Below are 21,671 nucleotides of genomic sequence, written 5' to 3'. Positions count from 1 at the left end.
TTTACCTTCAATTATAACATGCTTTAACTTTTCCTTAACAGGAATTAAAAATTTATCGTTATACTAAAAAAAGAGCTGTTAATCCAGCTCTACTTTCTTACAGTGGAAATGTCATCGCTAGCAATGCGACCGCTACAAGCCCAAACACAACGGATAATCCCATTGAGCGTGACCTATAGGCAATAGCCACAACGATAACGGAAGCTAAAATTTTTGCCATGTAGTCAAAGCCAACAAAAGTATAATTTTTCGTATTCATAAAAACATCTTTAACAACTAAAGCTGTAAATAGTGAAACGGGCACATACTTCATCCACTCGTTGAACCATTGCGGAATCTCCCGTGTCGAAAAAATTCGCAACGGAATAAACCGCGGTCCAAAAGCAACTAACATCGACAAAATAATCAAAATAAAATGATTTGTCGTCGTCATATTCATCCTAAATTACCCCTACCTGCTGATAACTTTGCGACTCGCCTTTGGCTTGATACGCTTCAGCCAAAAACCTTTGGTGTGCCCCTTTTTTACTAAAGTATCTTCGATTGCAAAACCAATCAAAGAGGCAATCAGCGTCGCCACAACTAGTCCCATTGTACTCTTGAGCACAGCCATCGAAACAATTGCTAAAATAGCCGAAATCAAACTGGTTAAAATCGTCAATTTATTCTTAATCTGCATGACAATCATATACAAGAAAAGTGCAGTTAACGCATAATCAACAATAGCTAAATCAATTTTTATCACATTTCCGATGAGGCTCCCGATTAAATTAGCCAAAGTCCAAAATAACAGTGAATAATGTTCGACCATTAACGCATCTTTAGGCGTCCATTCTTTATCAGTAGCGAATTTCAGGTAATTGACTGCATAATTTTCATCGTTCAAAGAAACAGCAAAGAAGTATAAAAATTTTTTACTTGTTCCCCGAACATATTGCGACAAACTGGATCCTAAAAGTGCATAACGCAATTCTAGGAAGAACAGCATAACTAAAATTGTATGCATTGGGGCACTCGTCGTTAGCATGGACGCAATCATGAATTGCGCCCCGCCAGAAAAGACTAACATTGAAACCAAAGCTGTCAGCAATGGATTAAACCCAGCTGCATTCAGCAAAATCCCACAGGCAAGTCCGATGGGAATATAACTCAAACACAGTGGCATAGCAATCTTAAAGACCTCTGCCCAACGTGGTTGTTCTTTTTCCACAGTATTCCTCCATCATTATCTGAATGTCAATTTAAATGCGGAACAAACCCCGCAATTTCGATTATAACATAAGATGTAAATGAACTGAAATCCAAAATCGCGCTTTCATGCAAATCTAATTAAAATCCGAACAATAAAAAAAGAGGACTTTTCCCTCTTTGCACCTGATATTCAAATGTAGTAAAAAAATCCTCCAAAGGTGCCCGTCTGCTTGCAGGAGGCGTATGACCTCTCACGCTTGCACCCTAGTGTAGTACGGCTTTGGCTCATAGGCTTTTAGCGCTAAGGCTCCACCGCCTTGATGGCTAAAGCCATACGGCGTTGGTGGAGCCAGCTTAGCGTACAAAGCCTAAGCATTCGCCAAAGCACCCTAGTTTTAGTCGGGCAATCGCTCGCATGAGCCTATAAATAAGCACAACCACCTTGGGGGCTTGCAGACCCACGGCGGTGGTCGCAGCTTATTTTACGGCTCATAAGCGCTCACGCTTGCACCCTAGTTTTGCAAGGTCATTTTTTGATATGAGATAACAATTTTTTGCTTTAAATCAAGGGCCGTGGTGGTGTTCTTGAATTCATCATCAAAAACTAAAATAGCTGAATTGCGCAGTTGCTTTTCCACAACACCTGAAAAATGGTGGCGGTGATAGGTAAATTCAACATGGGTTCCCGGCATAAAGTCTTGACCCAACTTTGAAATTTCAATTTTGCGTTCTTCTCTGGACGATTCCATAAAAATCCCTCCTATATCTCAATTATACCACGCCCCTTTTAATCCTAACGCAGCAGGGTAAAATAGTTATCTAGATAAATTTTATATGAAGCAGCTTGAATAATACTTTGCAGCATGGCTTTTTCTTCTGTCTGTTCCGTTCCTATCACTGCTAAAGGCTTATTTTCATCAATAACATGCGCCCAAATATTTTGAAATTCAGCTTGAAAATACGGGTAAGCAACCGTTAAAGGATAGGTTTGGTGCTGTATTTTCATCAACAGTTTTAAATCATTCAACGAAAGCACTGTTTTGGCAATCGCAATAAAAAATAAATCTGCTATTTGCTCACGGTAGTACATTTTTTTAACTGGTCCTTGGATAATGCCCTGCTTGACATAATTACTCACCATCGAGCTCGTCAAATTAGTTCCATTTAAGGGCTTTAAATGCTCATTAATAAAATAGACCGTCTGCTCTAAATAAAGCCCCACATCAGGAATCTGCTCAAAAGCCGGCAACCTATATTCGGATAAGTTCGCTTGTAATTGTTGTTTTTTTGGTGAAACCATTTCCTCACCTTTCTTCACTTATTGCCTGTATTATAAAGGCTTAACCAAAACTAGTCAATCATTCTATCTAAGCCGTTTTTCAAAAACGCTTTACAAGTAAGTCAATTCAGGCTATACTCTAATAGTAAATCAGCGGTTTTTTAAAAACCTATAACTAAGAATTTAAATCTAAAAGGACTTAAAAAATGACAACAAAAATTATTTCTGATTCAGCTTCAAATGTCTTAAGCTTAGACAAGGTTGCTTTTGAAACAGTTCCCTTAACTATTAGCATTGACGGTCAGGATTTTAAAGATGACACCTCCTTATCCATCGAAACATTAGTTGATAAACTTCATCAAGGTGAAAAAACTTCAACCGCTTGCCCTAGCATTGCGGCTTGGCAGGAAGCTTTCGCTGGTTATGATGAAATTTTTGCCGTAACGATTACAAGTAAGCTTTCCGGCAGCTACTCCAGCGCCGTCCAAGCTGCTCAACTATATATGGAAGACCATCCCGAAGTTAAAATTCACGTCATCGACTCTAAATCAGCTGGTCCTTCCATCGCCTTAATCATCGAACATCTGGAAGACTTAGTTGCTTCCGGTATGCCTTTTGAGGCCATCGTCACTGAAATTGAAGCTTATACTAACAAAGCTAAGTTAAGTTTTGCTTTAGAAAACCTTGAAAATCTGGCTAAAAATGGTCGTATCAAGCCTGCCGTGGCTAAATTAGCAACCATGCTTAAAATTCGTCTCGTGGGTATCGCCCAAGATGGTGAATTAACCCCTATCGGCAAACCACGCGGCTTGAAAAAAACCGTCGCTATCATGCTCAAAGACATGGAAGAACGCAACTATACCGGTGGTAAAGTGATTATCGCCCATACTTTAAATGAAACAGCCGCTAATGTTTTAAAAGCTTCCATCATTAACATTTATCCTAAGGCCCAAATCAAAATCACTCAGACTAGAGGATTATGCACTTATTACGCCCAAAAAGGCGGCTTAATGCTCGGCTTCGAAGGTAAATAAGGCCAAAAAAAGGTTCACGCTATTGCGTGAACCTTTTTTATTTTACTTAATTGCCTGGATATTCGCTAACCCAATCTTCCTTGTATTCTTGATCCGGACGGATAATCCGCATTGTGGTATAAAGAAAACCACCAAAGACTACAATAAAGACTAATTGCACTAAGATGGAATGCAAGACTTGCATTGAACCAAGACCTGATGTTAAAGCTTCACGGAAGCCGTAAACTGAATAAGTCATCGGCAAGTATGGATTAATAGCTTGGTAGAAGCCAGCCATCCCTTTCGTAATTTCAATTGGGAAAGACCCGCCACAGGCGCCAAGTTGGATAACCAGCAAAATCATGGCCACAAACCGGCCTGGGTTGCCAAATGACATCGCTAAGAACATCACTAAGAACATACATGTCAAAGAGAAGAAGATGGCATTAGCGACCATTTGGAATGGGTGGTCAGGATGAAGACCGCAAATCATCATCAAACCTGTTTCAACTATAGCGTTGCCCACGGCTACTAAAGCGCCAATCGATACTTTGCTTAAGAACCATTCTTCTGCTGTACCATCTTCGGTGGACAAACGGCGAATTGGGTAAACCAAGTTGAAGACTAAAGAACCAACAAATAAAGCAACTGAAAGCATGTATGGTGCTAAGGCATAACCGTAGTTAGGCACAACACTGTAATGTTTTTCGTTGAGTTTAGTTGGACTAGCAAACATCTTGGCATTAACATTATTCAAATTAAGCTTGGAAACAGTTCCTGAAGCTGTCACTAAACCGCTAGCCAATTTCTTATTGCCTTGATATAAGGTCTTAGAACCTTGGTTTAACTTATTGGAATTAGCATCCAACTTAGCTGTTCCTGAAGCAAGCTGGCTGATACCGCTAGTCAAGGTTGGGACACTATCATTTAAGGTATCCAAGCCTGAAGCAAGCTGATTTGCACCCGAATTGAGTGCGGAAGAATTAGCCGCTAATTGACTCGTTCCAGAAGCTAGTTGGTTAACACCTGAAGCTAACGTTGGAACCTTACTATTGAGCTGGCCTAAGCCGTTTGCTAAAGTAGCTGAGCCACTGTAAAGCTGGCTTGAACCGGCAGCTGCTTGATCCACCCCATTAGTATAAGCTGCCACCCCAGAAATTAACGTTGGGATGGATGATTTAGCAGACATTTGTGCAACTTGAGACGTAATCACAGCAGTAGCTGAACTAGTGCCGCCATTGTTAGCCGCAGCTAAAATAGCTGAAACATTAAGGGCTTTAGCTGCACTTGCACCATTGACCCCACTGTTCAGTTGTGCAGCATAAGTTTGCGCACTTTTAGCTAAGGTTTGCAAGTTGGAAACCCCGCTGGCCAATTGCTTAACGGTCGTCTGCATCGTGGTATTCGTCATGGAATCACTCGAAGACATCAAAGCATTAGCTTTCGTTAATAAGCTTTGCACATTTGTCATGGCACTTTGTAAGCTGGTCAGCTGACTCTTCATTTGCGTTAAACTGGAGGCTACAGGTGACATTGCTGAAGCAAATGACTTAGCTGCCGTTTGAATAGTGGTAATATTAGTCCCGGTCTTTTGCGCATCAGCCATAACCGTCGCCGTTTGCGTTTGCGCATCTTCTAAGGCTGCTTTTTGCATACTCGTTAAATTACTGTCACTAGCCAATACCTGCTTAATTTCAGCATTTGCTGTGGCTGCAGCCTTATAAGATTCAGTGGTTTGGCCGCCAATAGAAGTCAGATTGCTGGTCAAAGCACTGGTAAAGGCTGTTTGCGCTGTCTCAATGCTTGCCAACTGACTTTCAGCCGTCTTAAGTTCAGTTGCCAACGTTGGCAATTGGCTTAAAACGGGGGTCAATTGTGCTTCTAAGGCTTTAATTTCAGCCATTTGGGTTTGCACGCTCGCCATTTCATTCGCCATGCTGGTTAATTGGCTGGCTGGAATCTGATTTAAGCCGGTTGCAATTGTGCTGTTCAAAACATACATAGCGGCTGCCCCTTGCGGCAATTGGGAAAGCTTGGCAGCCCCATTCTTCAAAGTAGCTGAATTATTGTGCAAAGTAGCTAAACCATTATTAAGTGTAGCTGTACCACTAGTCAATTGGTTAGAACCACTGGCCAATTGGCTGACACCGCTGGTCAAAGCCGGCACGGAAGTCTTCATGGTTTGAACCCCAGTGTTGACTTGGTCAACGCCGTTAGTATAAGTACTAATTCCGTTAGCTAAGGTATTAGCCCCGCTGGCCAATTTCAAAACACCGCTGCCTAAAGGTTCAACCCCGGCATTTAACTTGATAACGCCCTGGTTTACTTGACTGACACCAGCAGTATAGGTATTAACCCCATCAGATAAAGTCTTTGACCCATCAGCCAGTTTTTTAGAGCCTGTGGCTGCGGTCTTAAAGCCGGCGCCAACCTTTTTGATAACCTTAAACATGGTATCAGCATAGGCTGTTGAAACCGACTTTTTAATACTGGAATCGACTTTGGTTGCCCCCTGCTTAGAAATAACTTCCCCGATGTAGTTAAGTGAATCATTGGTTTTATAGGTTAACTGCATCTTCTTAGGATTTTTATCTAAAACAGTTGTCGCATTTTTAGAAAAATTCTTGGGAATGGTGATAACCATATAATACTTCTTATGGCTAAGTCCGTATTGAGCTTGCTTTTTGGAAACAAAATGCCAGCCCAAATCATCGTTCTTCTTCAATTTATTAACCAATTGATCACCGACGGCAAAAGTCTTGCCTTGGAATTTAACGGACTTGTCTTGGTTAACCACGGCAACCGGCAAATATTGGGTGTTGCCATATGGATCCCAAACAGACCGCAAGAAGAAGACCGCATACAAGAATGGAATAATCATCATCGCACACACTGTGGCTGTCAAAATCTTATGACTGAAGATATATTTAAATTCCGCTTTAAGCATCTTGTATTTTCCTCCTTAATAATTAATTTCTATTTTCAACTTCATAATATACACTCAATGTCCACGAAAAACAATGAAATAGTATGCGACAAACGTTCTAATTTGTTCATAATAACGTTTTTCGTACAAAAAAAGCCGGCTTAAAAAGCCGACTTATCTTTACTATTAATAATTTTTTCCGGTAATTGTTCGCCAAGCAATCACAAAAATATTGGCTTTATCAACACTTTTGGTGGTCTTAGCTTTCAAAGTCAAGGCATTAGATCCGTCAAGGTAGTACAAATCTTGTCCCTTAACAGTTACCTTGAAAGTCCCTACTGTTTTGCCTTTAGCGATTGGAGCTAACAATTTATGCTTTTCTGTCAGTTTCTTATCAGCTGTAACTGTAGCCGTTAAATTAGAAGCTGAAACCGTATTTTTGAGCCAAATATTAGTAGCTTCTTTGGTGTTAACCCCAACTGATAAAGCTTTGCCATGATAAACCGGCAAAGTTTTAGCGGAACTAAAAGTCTTATTAGCCGCAATATCGGTGTAAGAATAGCTGTTATAGCAATATGACATTAACTTTTGCGTTTGTTCAAACCGGGATAAATCTTCTTGGCTGGCATGCTTAGCACCTAAAACAACCGTAATCAACCGGTGGCCATCCTTGTTAACAGTAGCTGTAAAGCAGGCACCGGCACTATCAGAAGTACCTGTCTTAAGGCCATCAACCGGCAAAGCTGTATAAGCCTTAGCTAAACCTTTTAACATCCAGTTCCAGTTTTCCATTTGCGTTTCTGAAGTACCGTTGTTGAACTTCATGCGGGCAATACTGGTGGTTTCCAAAATTTCAGGATAATCTTTCAAAGTGCGGTAAGCCAAAATAGCCATATCTTTGGCTGACAATTTGTTTTCAGCACTATCAGATGCACCAGGATATTTACCGGTACCAACTTCACCATTAGCTAAACCATTAGCTGTATACCATTCAGAATCTTTGATTCCCATCTTAACAGCTTCTTTACGCATCATATCGATAAAGTTCTTTTGCGTACCCCCGACAGCACCGGCCAGGGCCATGGCTGCCCCATTAGCTGAATAAACCAGCATAGCCTGATACAAGGATTTAACTGTATACCGTTGTCCTTCCTTCAAAGGAACATTGGATAAGGTAGTATCTTGACTGACTTTTTGTGCAGCACTATCAGGTAAAATCTTTTGATTCCAACTGAGCTTGCCTTGCTTAACAGCTTGCAAAACAAGGTAGGCTGTCATAACTTTGGACATTGAAGCAATTGGTAAAACTTGTTCAGCGTTCTTAGCGTACAAAATTTGACCCGTATTAGCATCAACGGCAATAGCCGCTTTAACATCTAAATTCAAGCCGGTATCCGTTTGACCAGGCAAAGATGCGGCTGAAACTTTTTGATTTGACAGGCTTGATATACCTGCTAAAGCAGTGGTACCAACAGTTACCCCTGCAATAAGTGAGATCATTGTTTTCTTCAATGATTTAAACAACTTCATGGTTAAGCAGTCCTCTCTAATTAATTCATATATAAGAATAAACAAAAAAAATCACTTATTCAATAGCTTTTTGACGTATTTCAGAAATTTAATGTTTATCAAACAAAAAAAGTAGGTTTTAAAAACCTACTTCATTGTTTCAAGCCCTAATTCTTCCTTAGGCTTGATCAATTTTTGCTCATGTTTAACCGGAAAATGCATGATAAAGCTTGTTAATTTTTCATCGGATGTCACATAAATATAGCCATGGTGTAATTCAACAATACTTTGAACAATCGCTAAACCAAGCCCCGATCCACCAGTTTCACGTGAACGTGAGGATTCCGCCCGATAAAAACGTTCAAACACCTGGCCGACCGATTCGGCCGGGATGGGCTGGCCATCGTTTGAAACCTTGACAATTAATTCTTGTTCCGATAAATTTTTGGCTTCCAAATAGATGTGTTTACCGCCTTTGCCATATTTAAAAGCATTCGTAATCAGGTTATTGAAGACACGCGCTAATTTTTCACCATCAGCTTCCATCATTAAAGGATGGTCAGGGACATCAATCACAAATTCCATCCCCTTCTTTTGCCCTTCAAGCTCATATGAAGCTCCCATCTGCTCTAACATCGCGCCTAAGTCTAATTGGCCGATATTTAACGGTGCATCTGTTTGCCGCACCTTGGTATATTCGAATAAATCTTCTACCAAAGACTTCATTTGTTTTGATTTCAAAAAAGCCGTATGGGTATAAGATAAAAGTTCAGCTTCATCCTGATATTTTTTTTGCTCAACTAATCCCAAATAGCCGATAATAGACGTCAAAGGCGTTCTGATATCGTGGCTGACATTGGTAATCAATTCATCTTTAGACCGTTCAATCCGCCGTTCTTCTTCCATCGCACTAATCGTACTGTCGACCAACGCATTCACGCTTTCGACCACCCGCTGCATTTGTCCTGTCAGTTTAAAAGGAATCCGGTGGGAAAAGTGCCCTGAAGCGATGTAGTGAAGTTCAGCAATAATATGCCGCAATTGCATTTGACGGTAACGCCGCATTAAGCGCCAATAAACCACAAAACCATCCACCAGCAGCATGGTACAGGTAAAGACCCAACCCCAAGACCAGAAACGAATCGCATGCGGGCCAAAGGATAATGACAGCTTAATTTGAAAAATACCGGCTGCCAAACCTGGATTTCTGGCAATTTCTTGATCAATGAGCACAAAAATGGACATATTAAGCAGCAGCAATAAAATGACGGTCGCGATACCTTCGCCAAAAAGTTCGCTTTTTTCCCGTGTGGTTAATTTAAATTGCAAACGACCACCCCATTAACGTGATTCAATCTTGTAGCCTACACCCCAAACTGTTTGGATAACTTTTTCACCGCCAGTCGCTTCTTCAATCTTATCCCGCAAGTGGCTGACGTGTACCATAACCGTCTTAGCTGATACAACTGATTCTTGTTGCCAGACACGTTCAAAAATTTCATCCGCAGAAAAGACACGGTTGGGATGGCTAGCAAGCAGGTACAAAATACCAAATTCAAGTGCAGTCAGCTGAATTGAGTTGCCCGTTACCGTTTCAACTTCGTGGGAATCCTTTTTAATGATTAAAGGCCCAATTTCAATTTGATCAGGTTCATCATTTTTAACATCATGCTGGCTACGACGCAAGAGCGATTTTACCCGTGCCATAACTTCCAACGGGTTGAAAGGCTTAGTCACATAATCATCAGCCCCTTGAATCAACCCTTGAATCTTATCCAAGTCATCCGTCTTAGCTGACAGCATCAAAACCGGAATTTGGCTTTCTTTTCTAACTTCTCTGACCACTGCCAAGCCATCCATTTGCGGCATCATAATATCCAAGATGATTAAGCAAATATCGGGATTGGTGTTTAATTTAGTGATGGCTTCTTTGCCGTTGTAGGCTTTTTCAACTTCATAACCTTCATTTTTAATGTAAATACTGAGCAATTCAACAATATCTTTATCGTCATCAACAACTAAAATTTTCATTTGAGTCCACTCCTTTTCACCGTAACATTGTCGTTATCCCTATCATAACAGAATTTAGTACCCCTGTTCGTAAAGAAACATCTAAAAATCAACGCATAATTTAAGAAATCTAAAGATTCAGCTGGCAATAAAGACCTGGTCGTCAATAAAATCGATGGCTGGATGGTTAATATTTAATGCGGCTGGCACAGTCAAGTGTGCCAAATCCCAAAAAGCTTGCGAATTAGTGGCCCCATGATACTCGCCAATCACGATAAAATCTCCCTGCCACTGGTGATCGCGCAAAAATTGCAGGATTTTAACATCCTCCTGGTCAAAATCAGGAGCCCATTCTAAAATAAAAGCCTGGGTCGTCAGATAATATTTTTTTACGGCTGCTAAAGCATCCATTTGCTCCACATCAGTCCACGGATTGGGGGCTTGATTGTCCTGTCCTTGCCAATCAAGCTGGTCAACGGCCAAAACATTGTCCAAAAAAGATGCTATCACCGCGTTGCCGGCCATCAGCTGGATTGTTTTTTTGCCCGCTAAAAAAGTTGCCAAATCATTAAGCCAACTCTTTGAAAAAAGGTGCCACAGGCCGAAATTTTCAATGACCACCTGCCTTAAGTCGGCTAACGTTTGATCAATATCCATAATCTGCGGACAATCGCCTAAATGATCCACTATAAATTGCTCGCTAAAATTAAAAGCACTAATTTCAGCCGGCAGATCATGCTGCGCTAGGCTATCAATCAGGTCGATGGCCTGGCTTAACCTGCACTTTACGCTTTTATTTGACGTTTGCGCCTTAAAAGCGGCTAATTGTTTGAGATATATTTGATATTCCATTTTACCTTCCTAAAAGATCCTGACATTTTTTGTGATAATGCTTATAAAGGCCTGCAAATCGGCCATTATATGCCTTTTTCCACGGCTTATCCCGTCCACAAAAATGTAAAAGGCGTGTATTTTTAATAACCCAGTCTAAATCATATCTGCCAAAACTGATGGCTTCATATATCGTGGGCTTTCTGGCATCATAATTATCATATTCATCCGGCAGGGCCAAGATTTTTTGACCATATAAACCATTTAAAATATCCTGGTCAGGCAAAAATAAATTATTCTGATTTTCTTTCAAATATTGAAAAATAGCTTGTGCCTTGACCTCAGCTCTGATTTGCGGCAAATTCATTAATAAAACGCCCGAATTATAATAATTTGCGCCACTTTCGGGTCCAAGGCGCACATTATTTAATACATCCACCATTTCCAATCTAGTGTGACTGCAGGCAGCATATAAATAATCTTTTAAATCAAGCTCATAAAGGGGCTTTAAATCATTAATGCAAAGCAAATCGTTATCCAAATATAAAATTTTATCCAAGTCATTCGGCAAATATTCCTGCGCTAGTAAGCGGTAATAAATGGTCGTCGGATACCGGTCGGTCGTCGGAGCGGATGCAAATAATTTTTCATCAATCAAAACCGGCCGGTAGACAAAACCTAATTTAGCTGAAAGGCCTTCAATCAAGGCTGTTTGCTGCAATTTTTGCTTTTGCAAAACATAGACGATCAGCTTTTCTTTTTCTAAGCTGGTATTTTCCACAATCGAATAAATGGTTGTCAGCATTTGTCTAGCGCCTAAATCATCAACCGCAAATAACAAATTCATATAACCCCTCCTTTAACTCTATTATACAAAAAAACACCAGCTAAAAAGCTCGTGTTTTTGGTTTATTTTCTAATTTGACCATTGCCTAAAATGACATATTTGAAGGTTGTCAATTCATTTAAGCCCATTGGTCCTCTAGCATGCAATTTTTGAGTCGCAATGCCGATTTCAGCGCCAAAACCAAATTCAAAACCATCGGTAAAGCGGGTTGAGGCATTCACATAAACACAGGCTGAGTCAATTTCATTTAAAAAGCGCTGACTAGCCTGGTAATCATTGGTAACAATAGCTTCAGAATGGTGGGTACTATGCTGATTGATGTGCTTGATGGCTTGGTCTAAGGAATCAACCACCCCCACAGTCATAATATAGTCGTTATACTCAGTATCCCAGTCTTCTGGTTGCGCCTTTTTGCAGCCAGGACCTAAGATTTGACAGGCCCGGTCATCTCCGCGCAGTTCCACGTGGTATTTAGCCAGGGCTTTGGCCAGGTGCGGCAGCATCTTATCGGCTGAATCTTTATGCACCAATAAGGTTTCAGCCGCATTGCAAACGGACGGCCGTTGGCATTTAGCATTGACGACAATATCCTGCGCCATTTTTAAATCGGCATCCTGGTGTATATATACGTGGCAGTTTCCCGCACCGGTTTCAATCACTGGCACCTTAGCGTTTTTTACGACCGTTTGGATGAGCCGGGCTGACCCGCGGGGAATCAGCACATCTAAATAGGCTGTCATTTGCATAAAGCGGTTAGCCAATTCATGCGACGTGTCCGTAATCAGCTGCACTGCGTCAGGATTTATGCCGGTTTGTTCAAGGCCTTGGCGCAAGACCTTGGTTAAAGCAATATTAGTCTGCAAGGCTTCTTTACCGCCTCTTAAAATCACCGCATTGCCGGATTTAAAACATAAGCCAAAAGCATCTACGGTTACATTAGGCCGGGCTTCATAAATCATCCCCACAACCCCTAAAGAAACACGTCTTTTGCTGATTTGTAAACCGGCATGGTTAATCCAGCCCTGGTCAACGCGGCCGATTGGATCAGGCAGGCTGGCAACTTGCTTTAATCCTTCTGCCATCGCCACTATCCGGTCGCGATTTAACGTCAACCGGTCGGTAAATTTTTGCGGTCGTCCGCCCTGCTTAGCCTGCACTAAATCAGCTTTATTAGCTGTTAAAATAGCTGTTTCATGTTCAAGCAAGGCCTGAGCCAGTTGTTTTAAGACCTCATTTTTCTTAGATGTAGGCAATTGTGCCAATTCAAAAGCCGCTTTCTTGGCCTTTTGTCCCATTTCTTCTAAATTAAATTCCATAATCTGCCTCATTTTTTACGAAATAAAGTTCCTATCTTATCGCCGTGCATAATCTTAAAAATCACCGCCGGATCAGCCCCGTTGGCTAACACCATCATCCGGTCATGTTTTAAAATACGTTTGGCAGCCTTCAGCTTGGTCATCATCCCACCAGTACCGAATTTACTGCCTTTGCCGCCGGCTTTTTTAACTACGTCAGCATCGATTTTGTTAATCTCAGCAATTAATTTAGCGTCTTTGTGCTTTTGCGGATTTTTATTGAAAAAACCGTCAATATCAGACAGCATAATCAACAAATCAGCATCCACGATATCTGCTACAATCGCTGACAGTTGGTCATTATCACCGAATTTTGTATGGTGGTCCAACTCATCAACGGCAATGGTATCATTTTCATTAATAATAGGAATGACACCCCACTTTAGCAATGTATCCAATGTGTTAAACACATTTTGCTTGCTGGTAGGATAATCAAGCACATCATGGGTTAACAAAACCTGGCTGATTTTTTGACCATAAGTACTAAAACGTTGCTGGTAAATTGTCATCAGCAAGCCTTGACCGATTGACGCCAAGGCTTGCTGGGCGGGAATCTCATCAGGTCGTGTGCTTAAACCTACTTGACCCATTCCAACACCGATAGCACCCGAAGATACCAATACTACTTGCTTGCCTTCGTTAACCAAGCCGCTGAGAACAAAACACAACTGATCAAGCGCATGCAGGTTAATTTGACCATTGGCATGAATTAAAGTACTGGTCCCAACTTTGACGACAACACGTTTAACATCGTCTAATTGGCGCTTTTCACTCATAACAATTTCCTTCTTCCTATAAAAATTAGACTTCTTTACTATAACACGATTTAGCTAGCAGGACTAGCTGTCCTATTTTTATGGTCGAGCAAGTAGCGGTCGATTAAATCAATAATCTGCTTATTTTGCGGTAAATCAGAATGTCCTGCTTGATTGCCGGTCACCTCAATCTGGGTAAAGCTTTTGACCTGCTTTTGAAAAATATATTTACCGGCTTCAACACTTTCTTTGGGAACAATGCCATCAGATGTATAAGTTTGCGTGCCTAAAATCGAATAAACCTGTAAAGTTGTACTGAGTTTGTGCTTATTTTTAATAAAATCAGCCAGCATTTGCGTTTTATGCTGCAGTTTTTTTTCAGCAAAATTATAAGGCGATCCCACCGTCATCAGCCTTTTAAAGTCGATATCATAATTTTGGGCCTGATGTTCTAAAAAATAGGTCCAAACTAAGCCGCCATTGGAGTGACCGAAACACTTGCAGTTATTAAAATCATACCGGCTGCTTAAATCTTCAAGGCAGATATCCACCATTTGCGCTTGCTTTTTAATATTTTGATAACCATCATGATTATTTTCAAAGCCGATAACAATAAAAGGCTCGCGGTCATGGCGTAAAATTTTTCCTTGATAAATGATTCGTCCGGAATTTAGCACTTTAACCTTCAATAGGCTATGTTTTGGGGAAGCATCCTGATTAATTTGTTTAACCAGCCGGTCAAAGCGATTAACCGAAGCCGAACTTCCAGGAATTAGAATCACCGGCGATAAGGTCGAATTGTAGTGCTTTATCCGGTACTTATTGGTTTGCTTAACATAGTCACCGCAGACCAAGACACTAACCAGCGTCAATATCATAAAGCATATCCCAAACAAAAATTTTTTTAACATACGCTGCCCCTCTTTTTTATCCACAAGTAAAAAACCAGACTATCGAGCAAAGTTATCCACAAAGAAAACACTAAACTGCTAACTTGCCCATTAGTTGCAACAAAGGACCGCAAAATTATCGGCGTCCCGTCCAAAGGCGGATAAACCCCTGGACTGATGACCCTGCTTTTTATCCCAACCATTGCTATTACGGTATTTAACGCCGGTACCAGCAGGCTTGGAATGAGCAAAAACGGATTCAAAATGACTGGAACTCCTGTATTTACTGCTAAATCATACCCCCAAAAACTTGGGACTAAGCATAACCAGCCCATTTTCTGATATCCTAGGTAAAATAAGGCTATCACCAGCCCCAAAAGCGCTAACTTACCATAACAATAGTAAGATGAATAAGCTGTGATTGGTGTGGGAACCTGGCTTAACTGGCCGTAATGTTTTAAAGCATAATGGAAGTTTTGGGTGACTGTGATGTCTTCAAAAAAGCTGTCCGCATCCGCCAGACCTAAAAGGCCCAGCCACTTTTCCAGCGCGCTTTGCAAGCTTAAAAAAATAATAGCTAAGCCGCCTTGTGCATGACTGGTAAACCACAAATCTGTCACTAAAAATTGCCGTATTTGGTTTAAACCTAAAGCCAGCAGCAAATTTACCCCCAAAGGAAGCCAAGTTGCCTGCGGCACAGTTTGCTTGTGACATTTTTTGGACACATATGCTAAAAAAGACTGGCTGAAACTAAAAAGTTTTCCACAAACGTATCCATAAACTAAAGCCAAAAAGATCCCATTTTCCCCTAGCAAAGGCTGGCTGAAGCTATACGTTTGCCCTTTAGGTTCAAGGCACACAAGTAAATAACCGGCTAGGCCCGCGGTCGCACCGGCATGCCCTTTTTTGCCTTCTAATTCCAGTGTATAAAAAGCGGCTTGATAAGCACACAATAAAGCTGCTAAGCCGCTTGTTGCCTGGCGCACACTTCTTAACAGCTGACTTAAGCCAGCCGGCAGATCAAAGCCAAAAAAGCTGTCTTCTCCCCCTGTAGTCTCCAAGATAACCGTTGCTAGCCCGCCGATTAAGACAAAATAAAATACGGCTTTTAAACTGTGCTGAATCACTTTAAAAAATAATATTTGGTGTTTGAAGTTAAATTTGCCCACCCTTTTCCACCTACCTTATTTTTAGTATACGTCATTTAAGAATTATCCTGTTAACAAAAAAAGCCTCCTCGAAAGGAGACTTTTTTAACTTATTTTTCGTATTCAGCAGCCCGCTTTTGATACATTTCGACTTCGTCTTCACGGCAACGCACAAAATGTCCCGGGGTGATTTCCCGTAATTTAGCTGGCTTACCTTCGACGTCTTTTTCAACTGAGGCATCGTAGATAATTTGCTTGCGGTTACGTTCAAATTCAGGATCTGGTACAGGAACCGCTGAAATCAAACTAGCTGTGTAATCATGCAATGGCTTTGTATAAACATCATCAGCTGGTCCAACTTCAAGCAAACGGCCAAAGTGCATAACCCCAATGCGGTCAGAAATATACTTAACCATGGAAAGGTCATGGGCAATGAAGAGGTAGGTCAAGCCTTTTTCTTCTTGCAATTCCTTAAGCAAGTTGACAACTTGAGCTTGGATGGAAACGTCCAAAGCAGAGATTGGTTCGTCAGCGATAATGAACCGTGGTTCAACCGCTAAAGCACGCGCAATCCCGATACGTTGACGCTGGCCACCGGAAAATTCGTGCGGATAACGACTAGCATGATCACGGTTCAAACCAACCGTTTCAAGCAAGTCTTCCACTTTTTGGCGCCGATCTTCTTTTGATGAAGCCAAGCCGTGGATATCAAGACCTTCAGCAATAATGTCTTCAACTGTCATCCGCGGATTCAATGATGCATATGGATCTTGGAAAATCATTTGCATATCACGGCAGAATTTGAGCTTATCTTCTTTGGTCTTTAACTTGCTGACATCCTTGCCATCAAAAATGATTTGACCATCAGTTGGTTCATAAAGGTGAATCACACTCCGACCAGTTGTTGTCTTACCTGAACCTGATTCGCCAACAAGTCCAAAGGTTTCGCCTTCGTAGATGTCAAAGGTAATGTCATCAACGGCTTTGACCATATCTTTGCCTGAGCCGAAGTATTGTTTTAAGTGCTTAACTTCGAGCAATTTTTTTCTTTGTTCTGGCATACGGTTTTCTTCCTTCCTTGTTACTTGTTAGCCTTAGCTTGCATTTTTTGCCAAATTGCTTGGCGCCGCACGATTTCATCAGGCGGTGTAATCTTTGGTGCGTCTGGATGCAAGAGCCAAGTTGCAGCATAGTGTGTATCTGAGACTTTGAAGAAAGGCGGCTTCTTTTCAGCGTCAATCTTCATTGCATATGGGTTACGAGCTGCAAATGGATCACCCTTTGGCGGATCAAGCAAGTCAGGAGGTGTCCCTGGAATAGCTTCAAGCTTAGTACTTGAGAGTGTTGGCATGGAGTTCAAAAGTCCCCAAGTGTATGGATGTTTTGGATTGTAGAAAATTTCATCCACAGTACCATATTCAATGATTTGGCCTGCATACATAACAGCCACACGGTCTGCCATCCCGGCAACTACCCCTAAATCATGGGTGATGAAAATGATGGAAGTTTCAATTTTTTGTTGTAATTCTTTCATCAAATCCAAAATTTGTGCCTGAATCGTAACGTCTAAAGCAGTAGTTGGTTCATCAGCAATCAAAATTTCAGGATAGCATACTAAAGCAATCGCAATCACAATTCTTTGGCGCTGACCACCAGAGAATTGGTGCGGATAATCATTAATCCGTTCTTCGGCGTTGGCAATCCCAACTAATTTCATAATTTCAAGTGCTTGTGTCCAAGCCTTTTTCTTTTCAACATGCTTATGAATCATTAATGGTTCCGCAATTTGCTGGCCAATCTTCATTGTAGGGTCAAGTGACGTCATTGGATCTTGGAAAATCATCGCAATGTCCTTGCCACGAATACCCTGCATATCTTTTTCAGATTTTTTCAGCAAATCATCACCATGATATAAAATCTCTCCGCCCACAACTTCAGCGTTATTAGCCAATAAGCCCATCAAACTTTTAGTTGTAACTGATTTACCAGAACCAGATTCACCCACAATGGCCAAAGTTTCACCTTTATCCAAGTGAAAACTAACATCACGGATAGCTTTAACATCGCCAGCGTAGGTGTGGAAATTGATTTTAAGGTTTTTAACATCTAAAATTCTTTCGCCCATCTTAACTACCTACCTTCTTGTCTTTGGATCAAATGCATCGCGAAGACCATCACCCAAAAGGTTGAAGGAAATCATCAATACACAAAGGACGATTGCCGGATACCACATTTGGTATGGCAAAAATTGGAAGTTCTTTTGACCATCATTAAGGAGTACCCCAAGTGATGTTTCAGGAGCAGAAATACCAATCCCGATGAAACTAAGGAAGGCTTCGAAGAAGATGGCACTTGGAATAGTGTACATCGTTTGGATAATGATGATACTTGAAAGGTTTGGCACCAAATGCTTAATGGCAATCTTAACTGGTGATTCCCCTAAAGTCCGGGCAGCTAAAACATATTCTTGACTCTTCAGCTGCAGGGTTTCCGCACGTATCATCCGCGCCATCGTGGTCCAACTGGAAATCGCAATCGCACAGATAATAGAGGTCATACCTGGCTTGAAGACCAAGAGCATTAAAACAACAATAACCAAACTAGGAATGGAAGAAATGATTTCAATGATACGCTGCATAACATTATCAACCATTCCGCCCTTCCAGCCAGAAATAATCCCATACGAAACCCCAATTGTCAAATCAAAGAAGGTGGCAACTACGGCAACAATCAAAGAAATCTTCGTACCATAAATGATGCGTTGAGCTAAGGAGTGGCCTAAGTAGTCGGTCCCTAAGACAAAATACTTACCATCAGGTACGTTGTTAGCCTTATATTGGTCAACCCAAACACCGCCTTGCTTTAATTTACCATTAAGGCCGTTGATGTTAACGCCAGGAATCTTCGCTGGCAAGTTGGCATATTGCGGTGCTGATTTTACCAATTCTGAGTGGTTGATAAATGGTGTTGAGCCAAAAGCCACCACCATCATAATCACAATAATGATTAAAGAAACAACCGCACCTTTATTCTTCTTCAAACGGCGCCATGCATCTTGTGTAAAGGTTAAAGATGGAGCCGCAATTTTTTCGGCATCAAGCTCTTCTTCTTTTGGTAAAGCTTGAAAATCTTCTGATGTTACTTTTAAATTCTCTTCCATACTCTTAATCCCCATTTCCTGCAAGACGAATACGTGGGTCAATAATACCGTAAATAATATCAGTCAGTAAGATAACAGCTACCAAACCAGCTGAGAATAACATGGTAACACCCATGATAGTTGGGTAGTCGTTAGTCGTGATTGACTTAACAAATTGTTCACCAATCCCAGGAATTGAGAAGATATTTTCAATAACCATGGAACCAGTCATCAAGGCAACCGTATATGGTCCAATCAAGGTAACCAATGGAATCAAACTGTTGCGCAAAGCGTGATGGTAAACAACTTGGAACTTGCTCAAACCTTTAGCACGGGCAAGTTCAATATAATCAGAGTTCAACACATCAACCATCCCTGTTCTGATGAAACGGGCGGTTTCAGCCAAAGGCCCAACACCTAAAGCGATGGTTGGGAGGATTGTATATGAAAAGCCACCCCAATCAGCAATCGGTAAAATGCCAAGTTTAAGTGCGATATAGTATTGCAGCAAAACAGCCAAAACGAAGTTAGGCACTGATTTACCGATGATTGATAAAACAGTAACTAAAGTATCAACCCAAGTATTACGGTTAATAGCAGCAATTGAACCTAAGATAATCCCGAAGAATACCCCAAAGATCATAGCTTGAATACCTAATTGAGCTGAAGCGCCTAAACGGGTTGCAATCAAATAGGAAACCGGCTGGTTGCTAAATTGGAATGATGTCCCCATGTCGCCATGAAGCATGCCAACTAAATAAATTAAATATTGCATCCAAACAGGTTTATCCAAGCAGTATTGCTTGTTCATGATACTAATCTGTTCTGGAGTCATTTTTTCTTGGTTTGAATATGGTGTCCCTGGCATCAACTTCATTAAGAAGAAGGTAATCGTTGCCACCAGGAATAATGTGAGTACCATATAGAAAACCCTTTTTGCTAGGTATTTTTTCATAACAATCCCTCTCACATTCTTTTGCGATTTAAAAGCCTAAAAAGCTTTTAGAAAAATGTCTAAAGATAAACTAATTGGGGAAAGTCCAAATTACCTTTCCCCAATCAGCAGTTACTAACTAATTAATTACCTGAGATGTAAGCATTCTTAAAGTTGTAGTTTGCACCAGCAGAGTTGTAAATTACACCTTTAACTTTTGGCTTAATCATCCAAGCGGTTGCTTGTTGATACAATGGAGCAACACCTTGATCATTCATCAAGATCTTTTCTGCGCTCACTAAGTCATTCCAACGCTTAGCAGTATCGCCAGCATCTGTTGTCTTAGAAGCTGCAATCAACTTATCATATTGTGCATTTGACCATTTTCCGGCGTTATAGGAGTTGTCAGATGTGAACAAGTCCAAGAAGGAGATAGGATCTGAGAAGTCAGCACCCCAAGCTGAAATAACCACGTCGAAGTCGCCAGAAGTTGTCCGAGCTAAACGAGTCTTAAATGGCACGTTAGAAACGTTAATTTTTGAACCCTTCAAGTTGGATTCGATGGCACTTTGGATAAATGCTGTGGTATTCTTAGCTTTATCAGTATCATCACTCAAAAGTGTGAATTCAAGACTAGTCTTACCAAGTTCTTTCAAACCTTCGTTCCAAAGTTTCTTAGCTTCGGACAAGTTGTAAGTTACGCCATTCTTTTGGTAAGCTGCTGTGGCAAAATCTTCACCATTGCGGCTTGCAAGACCCATAGATACAAGGCCTTTAGAAGGAACAGAACCGTCACCTAAAACTTTCTTAACGAATTGTTCACGGTTAACAACCATTGACAAGGCTTGACGAATCTTCTTGTTCTTGAAAGCAGCATTTTTTTGATTGTATTGGAAGTAGAAAGTTGAAGCAGCTTTGCGAATCGTGTAGCCTGTTTGACCCTTAAGTTGCTTAGCTTGTTCAGCACTCAAACTTGTTGCATCAAGTTTGCCTGATTGGTATAAGTTGTAAGATGTTGTTGTTGTCTTATTAACTTTGTAGTTAATAGCTGAAAGCTTAACATTCTTCTTATCCCAATAGTTGGTATTCTTCTTCAAAGTCCACTTGAGGTTTGTACCAGTCCAGCCGGTCATTTGGAATGGGCCATCGTAAACCATGTACTTGGAAGCTGTACCATACTTAGAACCGTACTTTTCAACAACCTTTTGGTTTTGTGGGAAGAAGACTGGAAAGCCCATTAAAAGCTTTAAATATGGGATTTGACGATCTAAAGTTACAACCAATTTGTAATCGCCCACGGCCTTGATTCCGGCTGTTTCAGGACTCTTCTTGCCATTCATGATGTCAGTTGCGTTCTTCACACCTTCAAACAAATAAGCATATTGCGAATTTGTCTTCGGATTCAAAGTACGACGCCATGAGTAAACAAAGTCCTTAGCAGTAACCTTGTCCCCGTTGGACCACTTAGCACCTTTGCGCAAAGTAAAGGTATAAGTTAAACCGTCGGATGAAACCTTAGTCTTGGTTGCCAAACCTGGTTCGATCTTAGAATTCTTACCCAAACGATAAAGACCTTCCATGGTGTTGTTCAACATATCAAAACTAACTGTATCCGTTGCAGTTGAAAGGTCCATTGTAGGAAGTTCAGCTGTTTCGTTCCAATTCAAAACTTGCTTAGATGTGCTGCTGCTGGATTTTGATCCACATGCACCTAAAGTTAAGGCGCAAAGAGCAACAATAGCACCCGAAGCTGCTACTTTAACTAATTTCATAACTTAACAACTCCTTAATAATGTCAGGAAATTTTTAAAATGTCTTTTAACAGTTATTTAAATTTTATATGA

Annotated in this window: 20 protein-coding genes; 1 reads left to right on the top strand and 19 read right to left on the bottom strand. The window is 40.9% G+C overall.

The features are described from left to right. Positions 1–97: 97 nt before the first annotated feature. The 4 genes from BMX26_RS07490 to BMX26_RS07475 all read right to left on the bottom strand — a co-directional run bounded on the left by BMX26_RS07490 (position 98) and on the right by BMX26_RS07475 (position 2,491). Positions 98–439, bottom strand: coding sequence for an AzlD domain-containing protein (locus BMX26_RS07490; protein ID WP_075530822.1), 342 nt, complete (start codon positions 437–439; stop codon positions 98–100). A 12-nt stretch (positions 440–451) separates the two neighbouring features. Continuing rightward, on the bottom strand, positions 452–1,210 hold the full coding sequence (locus BMX26_RS07485; protein ID WP_075530821.1) for an AzlC family ABC transporter permease: 759 nt from the start codon (positions 1,208–1,210) through the stop codon (positions 452–454). Between the two features lie 493 nt (positions 1,211–1,703). Then, positions 1,704–1,940 (bottom strand): hypothetical protein, encoded by a 237-nt coding sequence (locus BMX26_RS07480; RefSeq protein WP_075530820.1) that lies wholly within the window; start codon positions 1,938–1,940, stop codon positions 1,704–1,706. A 44-nt stretch (positions 1,941–1,984) separates the two neighbouring features. After that, a complete protein-coding gene (locus BMX26_RS07475) occupies positions 1,985–2,491 on the bottom strand; it encodes a DUF1836 domain-containing protein (protein ID WP_075530819.1) in 507 nt (168 codons plus the stop codon). Between the two features lie 185 nt (positions 2,492–2,676). Between BMX26_RS07475 and BMX26_RS07470 the strand changes: the two genes are divergently transcribed. Then, positions 2,677–3,504, top strand: coding sequence for a DegV family protein (locus BMX26_RS07470; protein WP_075530818.1), 828 nt, complete (start codon positions 2,677–2,679; stop codon positions 3,502–3,504). Between the two features lie 46 nt (positions 3,505–3,550). Here the strand turns inward: BMX26_RS07470 and BMX26_RS07465 are convergent, their stop codons facing one another. The 15 genes from BMX26_RS07465 to BMX26_RS07395 form a co-directional block, all read right to left on the bottom strand. Beyond that, a complete protein-coding gene (locus tag BMX26_RS07465) occupies positions 3,551–6,430 on the bottom strand; it encodes a YhgE/Pip domain-containing protein (protein ID WP_075530817.1) in 2,880 nt (959 codons plus the stop codon). Between the two features lie 165 nt (positions 6,431–6,595). Next, positions 6,596–7,939 carry a serine hydrolase gene (locus BMX26_RS07460; protein WP_075530816.1) on the bottom strand — a complete coding sequence of 448 codons (1,344 nt, stop codon included), beginning with the start codon at positions 7,937–7,939 and terminating at the stop codon, positions 6,596–6,598. Positions 7,940–8,065: 126 nt separating this feature from the next. Beyond that, complete coding sequence (locus tag BMX26_RS07455) at positions 8,066–9,247, bottom strand: sensor histidine kinase (protein WP_075530815.1); 1,182 nt, start codon at positions 9,245–9,247, stop codon at positions 8,066–8,068. Positions 9,248–9,259: 12 nt separating this feature from the next. Then, positions 9,260–9,949 (bottom strand): response regulator transcription factor, encoded by a 690-nt coding sequence (locus BMX26_RS07450; protein ID WP_075530814.1) that lies wholly within the window; start codon positions 9,947–9,949, stop codon positions 9,260–9,262. 117 nt (positions 9,950–10,066) lie between these two features. Then, positions 10,067–10,780 (bottom strand): hypothetical protein, encoded by a 714-nt coding sequence (locus tag BMX26_RS07445; protein WP_075530813.1) that lies wholly within the window; start codon positions 10,778–10,780, stop codon positions 10,067–10,069. Between the two features lies 1 nt (position 10,781). Further along, complete coding sequence (locus BMX26_RS07440) at positions 10,782–11,606, bottom strand: glycosyltransferase family 8 protein (protein WP_075530812.1); 825 nt, start codon at positions 11,604–11,606, stop codon at positions 10,782–10,784. A 62-nt stretch (positions 11,607–11,668) separates the two neighbouring features. Then, complete coding sequence (locus tag BMX26_RS07435; RefSeq protein WP_075530811.1) at positions 11,669–12,922, bottom strand: glutamate-5-semialdehyde dehydrogenase; 1,254 nt, start codon at positions 12,920–12,922, stop codon at positions 11,669–11,671. Positions 12,923–12,930: 8 nt separating this feature from the next. Next, a complete protein-coding gene (gene proB / locus BMX26_RS07430; protein ID WP_075530810.1) occupies positions 12,931–13,737 on the bottom strand; it encodes a glutamate 5-kinase in 807 nt (268 codons plus the stop codon). Positions 13,738–13,787: 50 nt separating this feature from the next. Next, a complete protein-coding gene (locus tag BMX26_RS07425) occupies positions 13,788–14,627 on the bottom strand; it encodes an alpha/beta hydrolase (protein ID WP_075530809.1) in 840 nt (279 codons plus the stop codon). Beyond that, positions 14,621–15,775, bottom strand: coding sequence for a hypothetical protein (locus BMX26_RS07420; protein WP_075530808.1), 1,155 nt, complete (start codon positions 15,773–15,775; stop codon positions 14,621–14,623). The genes BMX26_RS07425 and BMX26_RS07420 overlap by 7 nt, the downstream gene beginning before the upstream one ends. A gap of 89 nt (positions 15,776–15,864) precedes the next feature. Next, positions 15,865–16,815 carry an ABC transporter ATP-binding protein gene (locus BMX26_RS07415; RefSeq protein WP_075530807.1) on the bottom strand — a complete coding sequence of 317 codons (951 nt, stop codon included), beginning with the start codon at positions 16,813–16,815 and terminating at the stop codon, positions 15,865–15,867. A 20-nt stretch (positions 16,816–16,835) separates the two neighbouring features. After that, the gene (locus tag BMX26_RS07410) at positions 16,836–17,879 is read right to left on the bottom strand and encodes an ABC transporter ATP-binding protein (protein ID WP_075530806.1); all 1,044 of its coding nucleotides are present in this window, start codon (positions 17,877–17,879) and stop codon (positions 16,836–16,838) included. A gap of 9 nt (positions 17,880–17,888) precedes the next feature. Then, complete coding sequence (locus BMX26_RS07405; RefSeq protein ID WP_075530805.1) at positions 17,889–18,914, bottom strand: ABC transporter permease; 1,026 nt, start codon at positions 18,912–18,914, stop codon at positions 17,889–17,891. A 4-nt stretch (positions 18,915–18,918) separates the two neighbouring features. After that, a complete protein-coding gene (gene opp3b / locus BMX26_RS07400; RefSeq protein ID WP_075530804.1) occupies positions 18,919–19,848 on the bottom strand; it encodes an oligopeptide ABC transporter permease in 930 nt (309 codons plus the stop codon). A 122-nt stretch (positions 19,849–19,970) separates the two neighbouring features. Then, positions 19,971–21,599, bottom strand: coding sequence for a peptide ABC transporter substrate-binding protein (locus BMX26_RS07395; protein ID WP_075530803.1), 1,629 nt, complete (start codon positions 21,597–21,599; stop codon positions 19,971–19,973). Between the last annotated feature and the right edge of the window lie 72 nt (positions 21,600–21,671).

It is taken from the genome of Ligilactobacillus sp. WC1T17 (assembly GCA_900110005.1).
GTDB classification, from domain to species: domain Bacteria; phylum Bacillota; class Bacilli; order Lactobacillales; family Lactobacillaceae; genus Ligilactobacillus; species Ligilactobacillus ruminis_A.
Note: the sequence above shows the minus strand (reverse complement) of the source record. Positions and strands in the feature narration are given on the sequence as shown.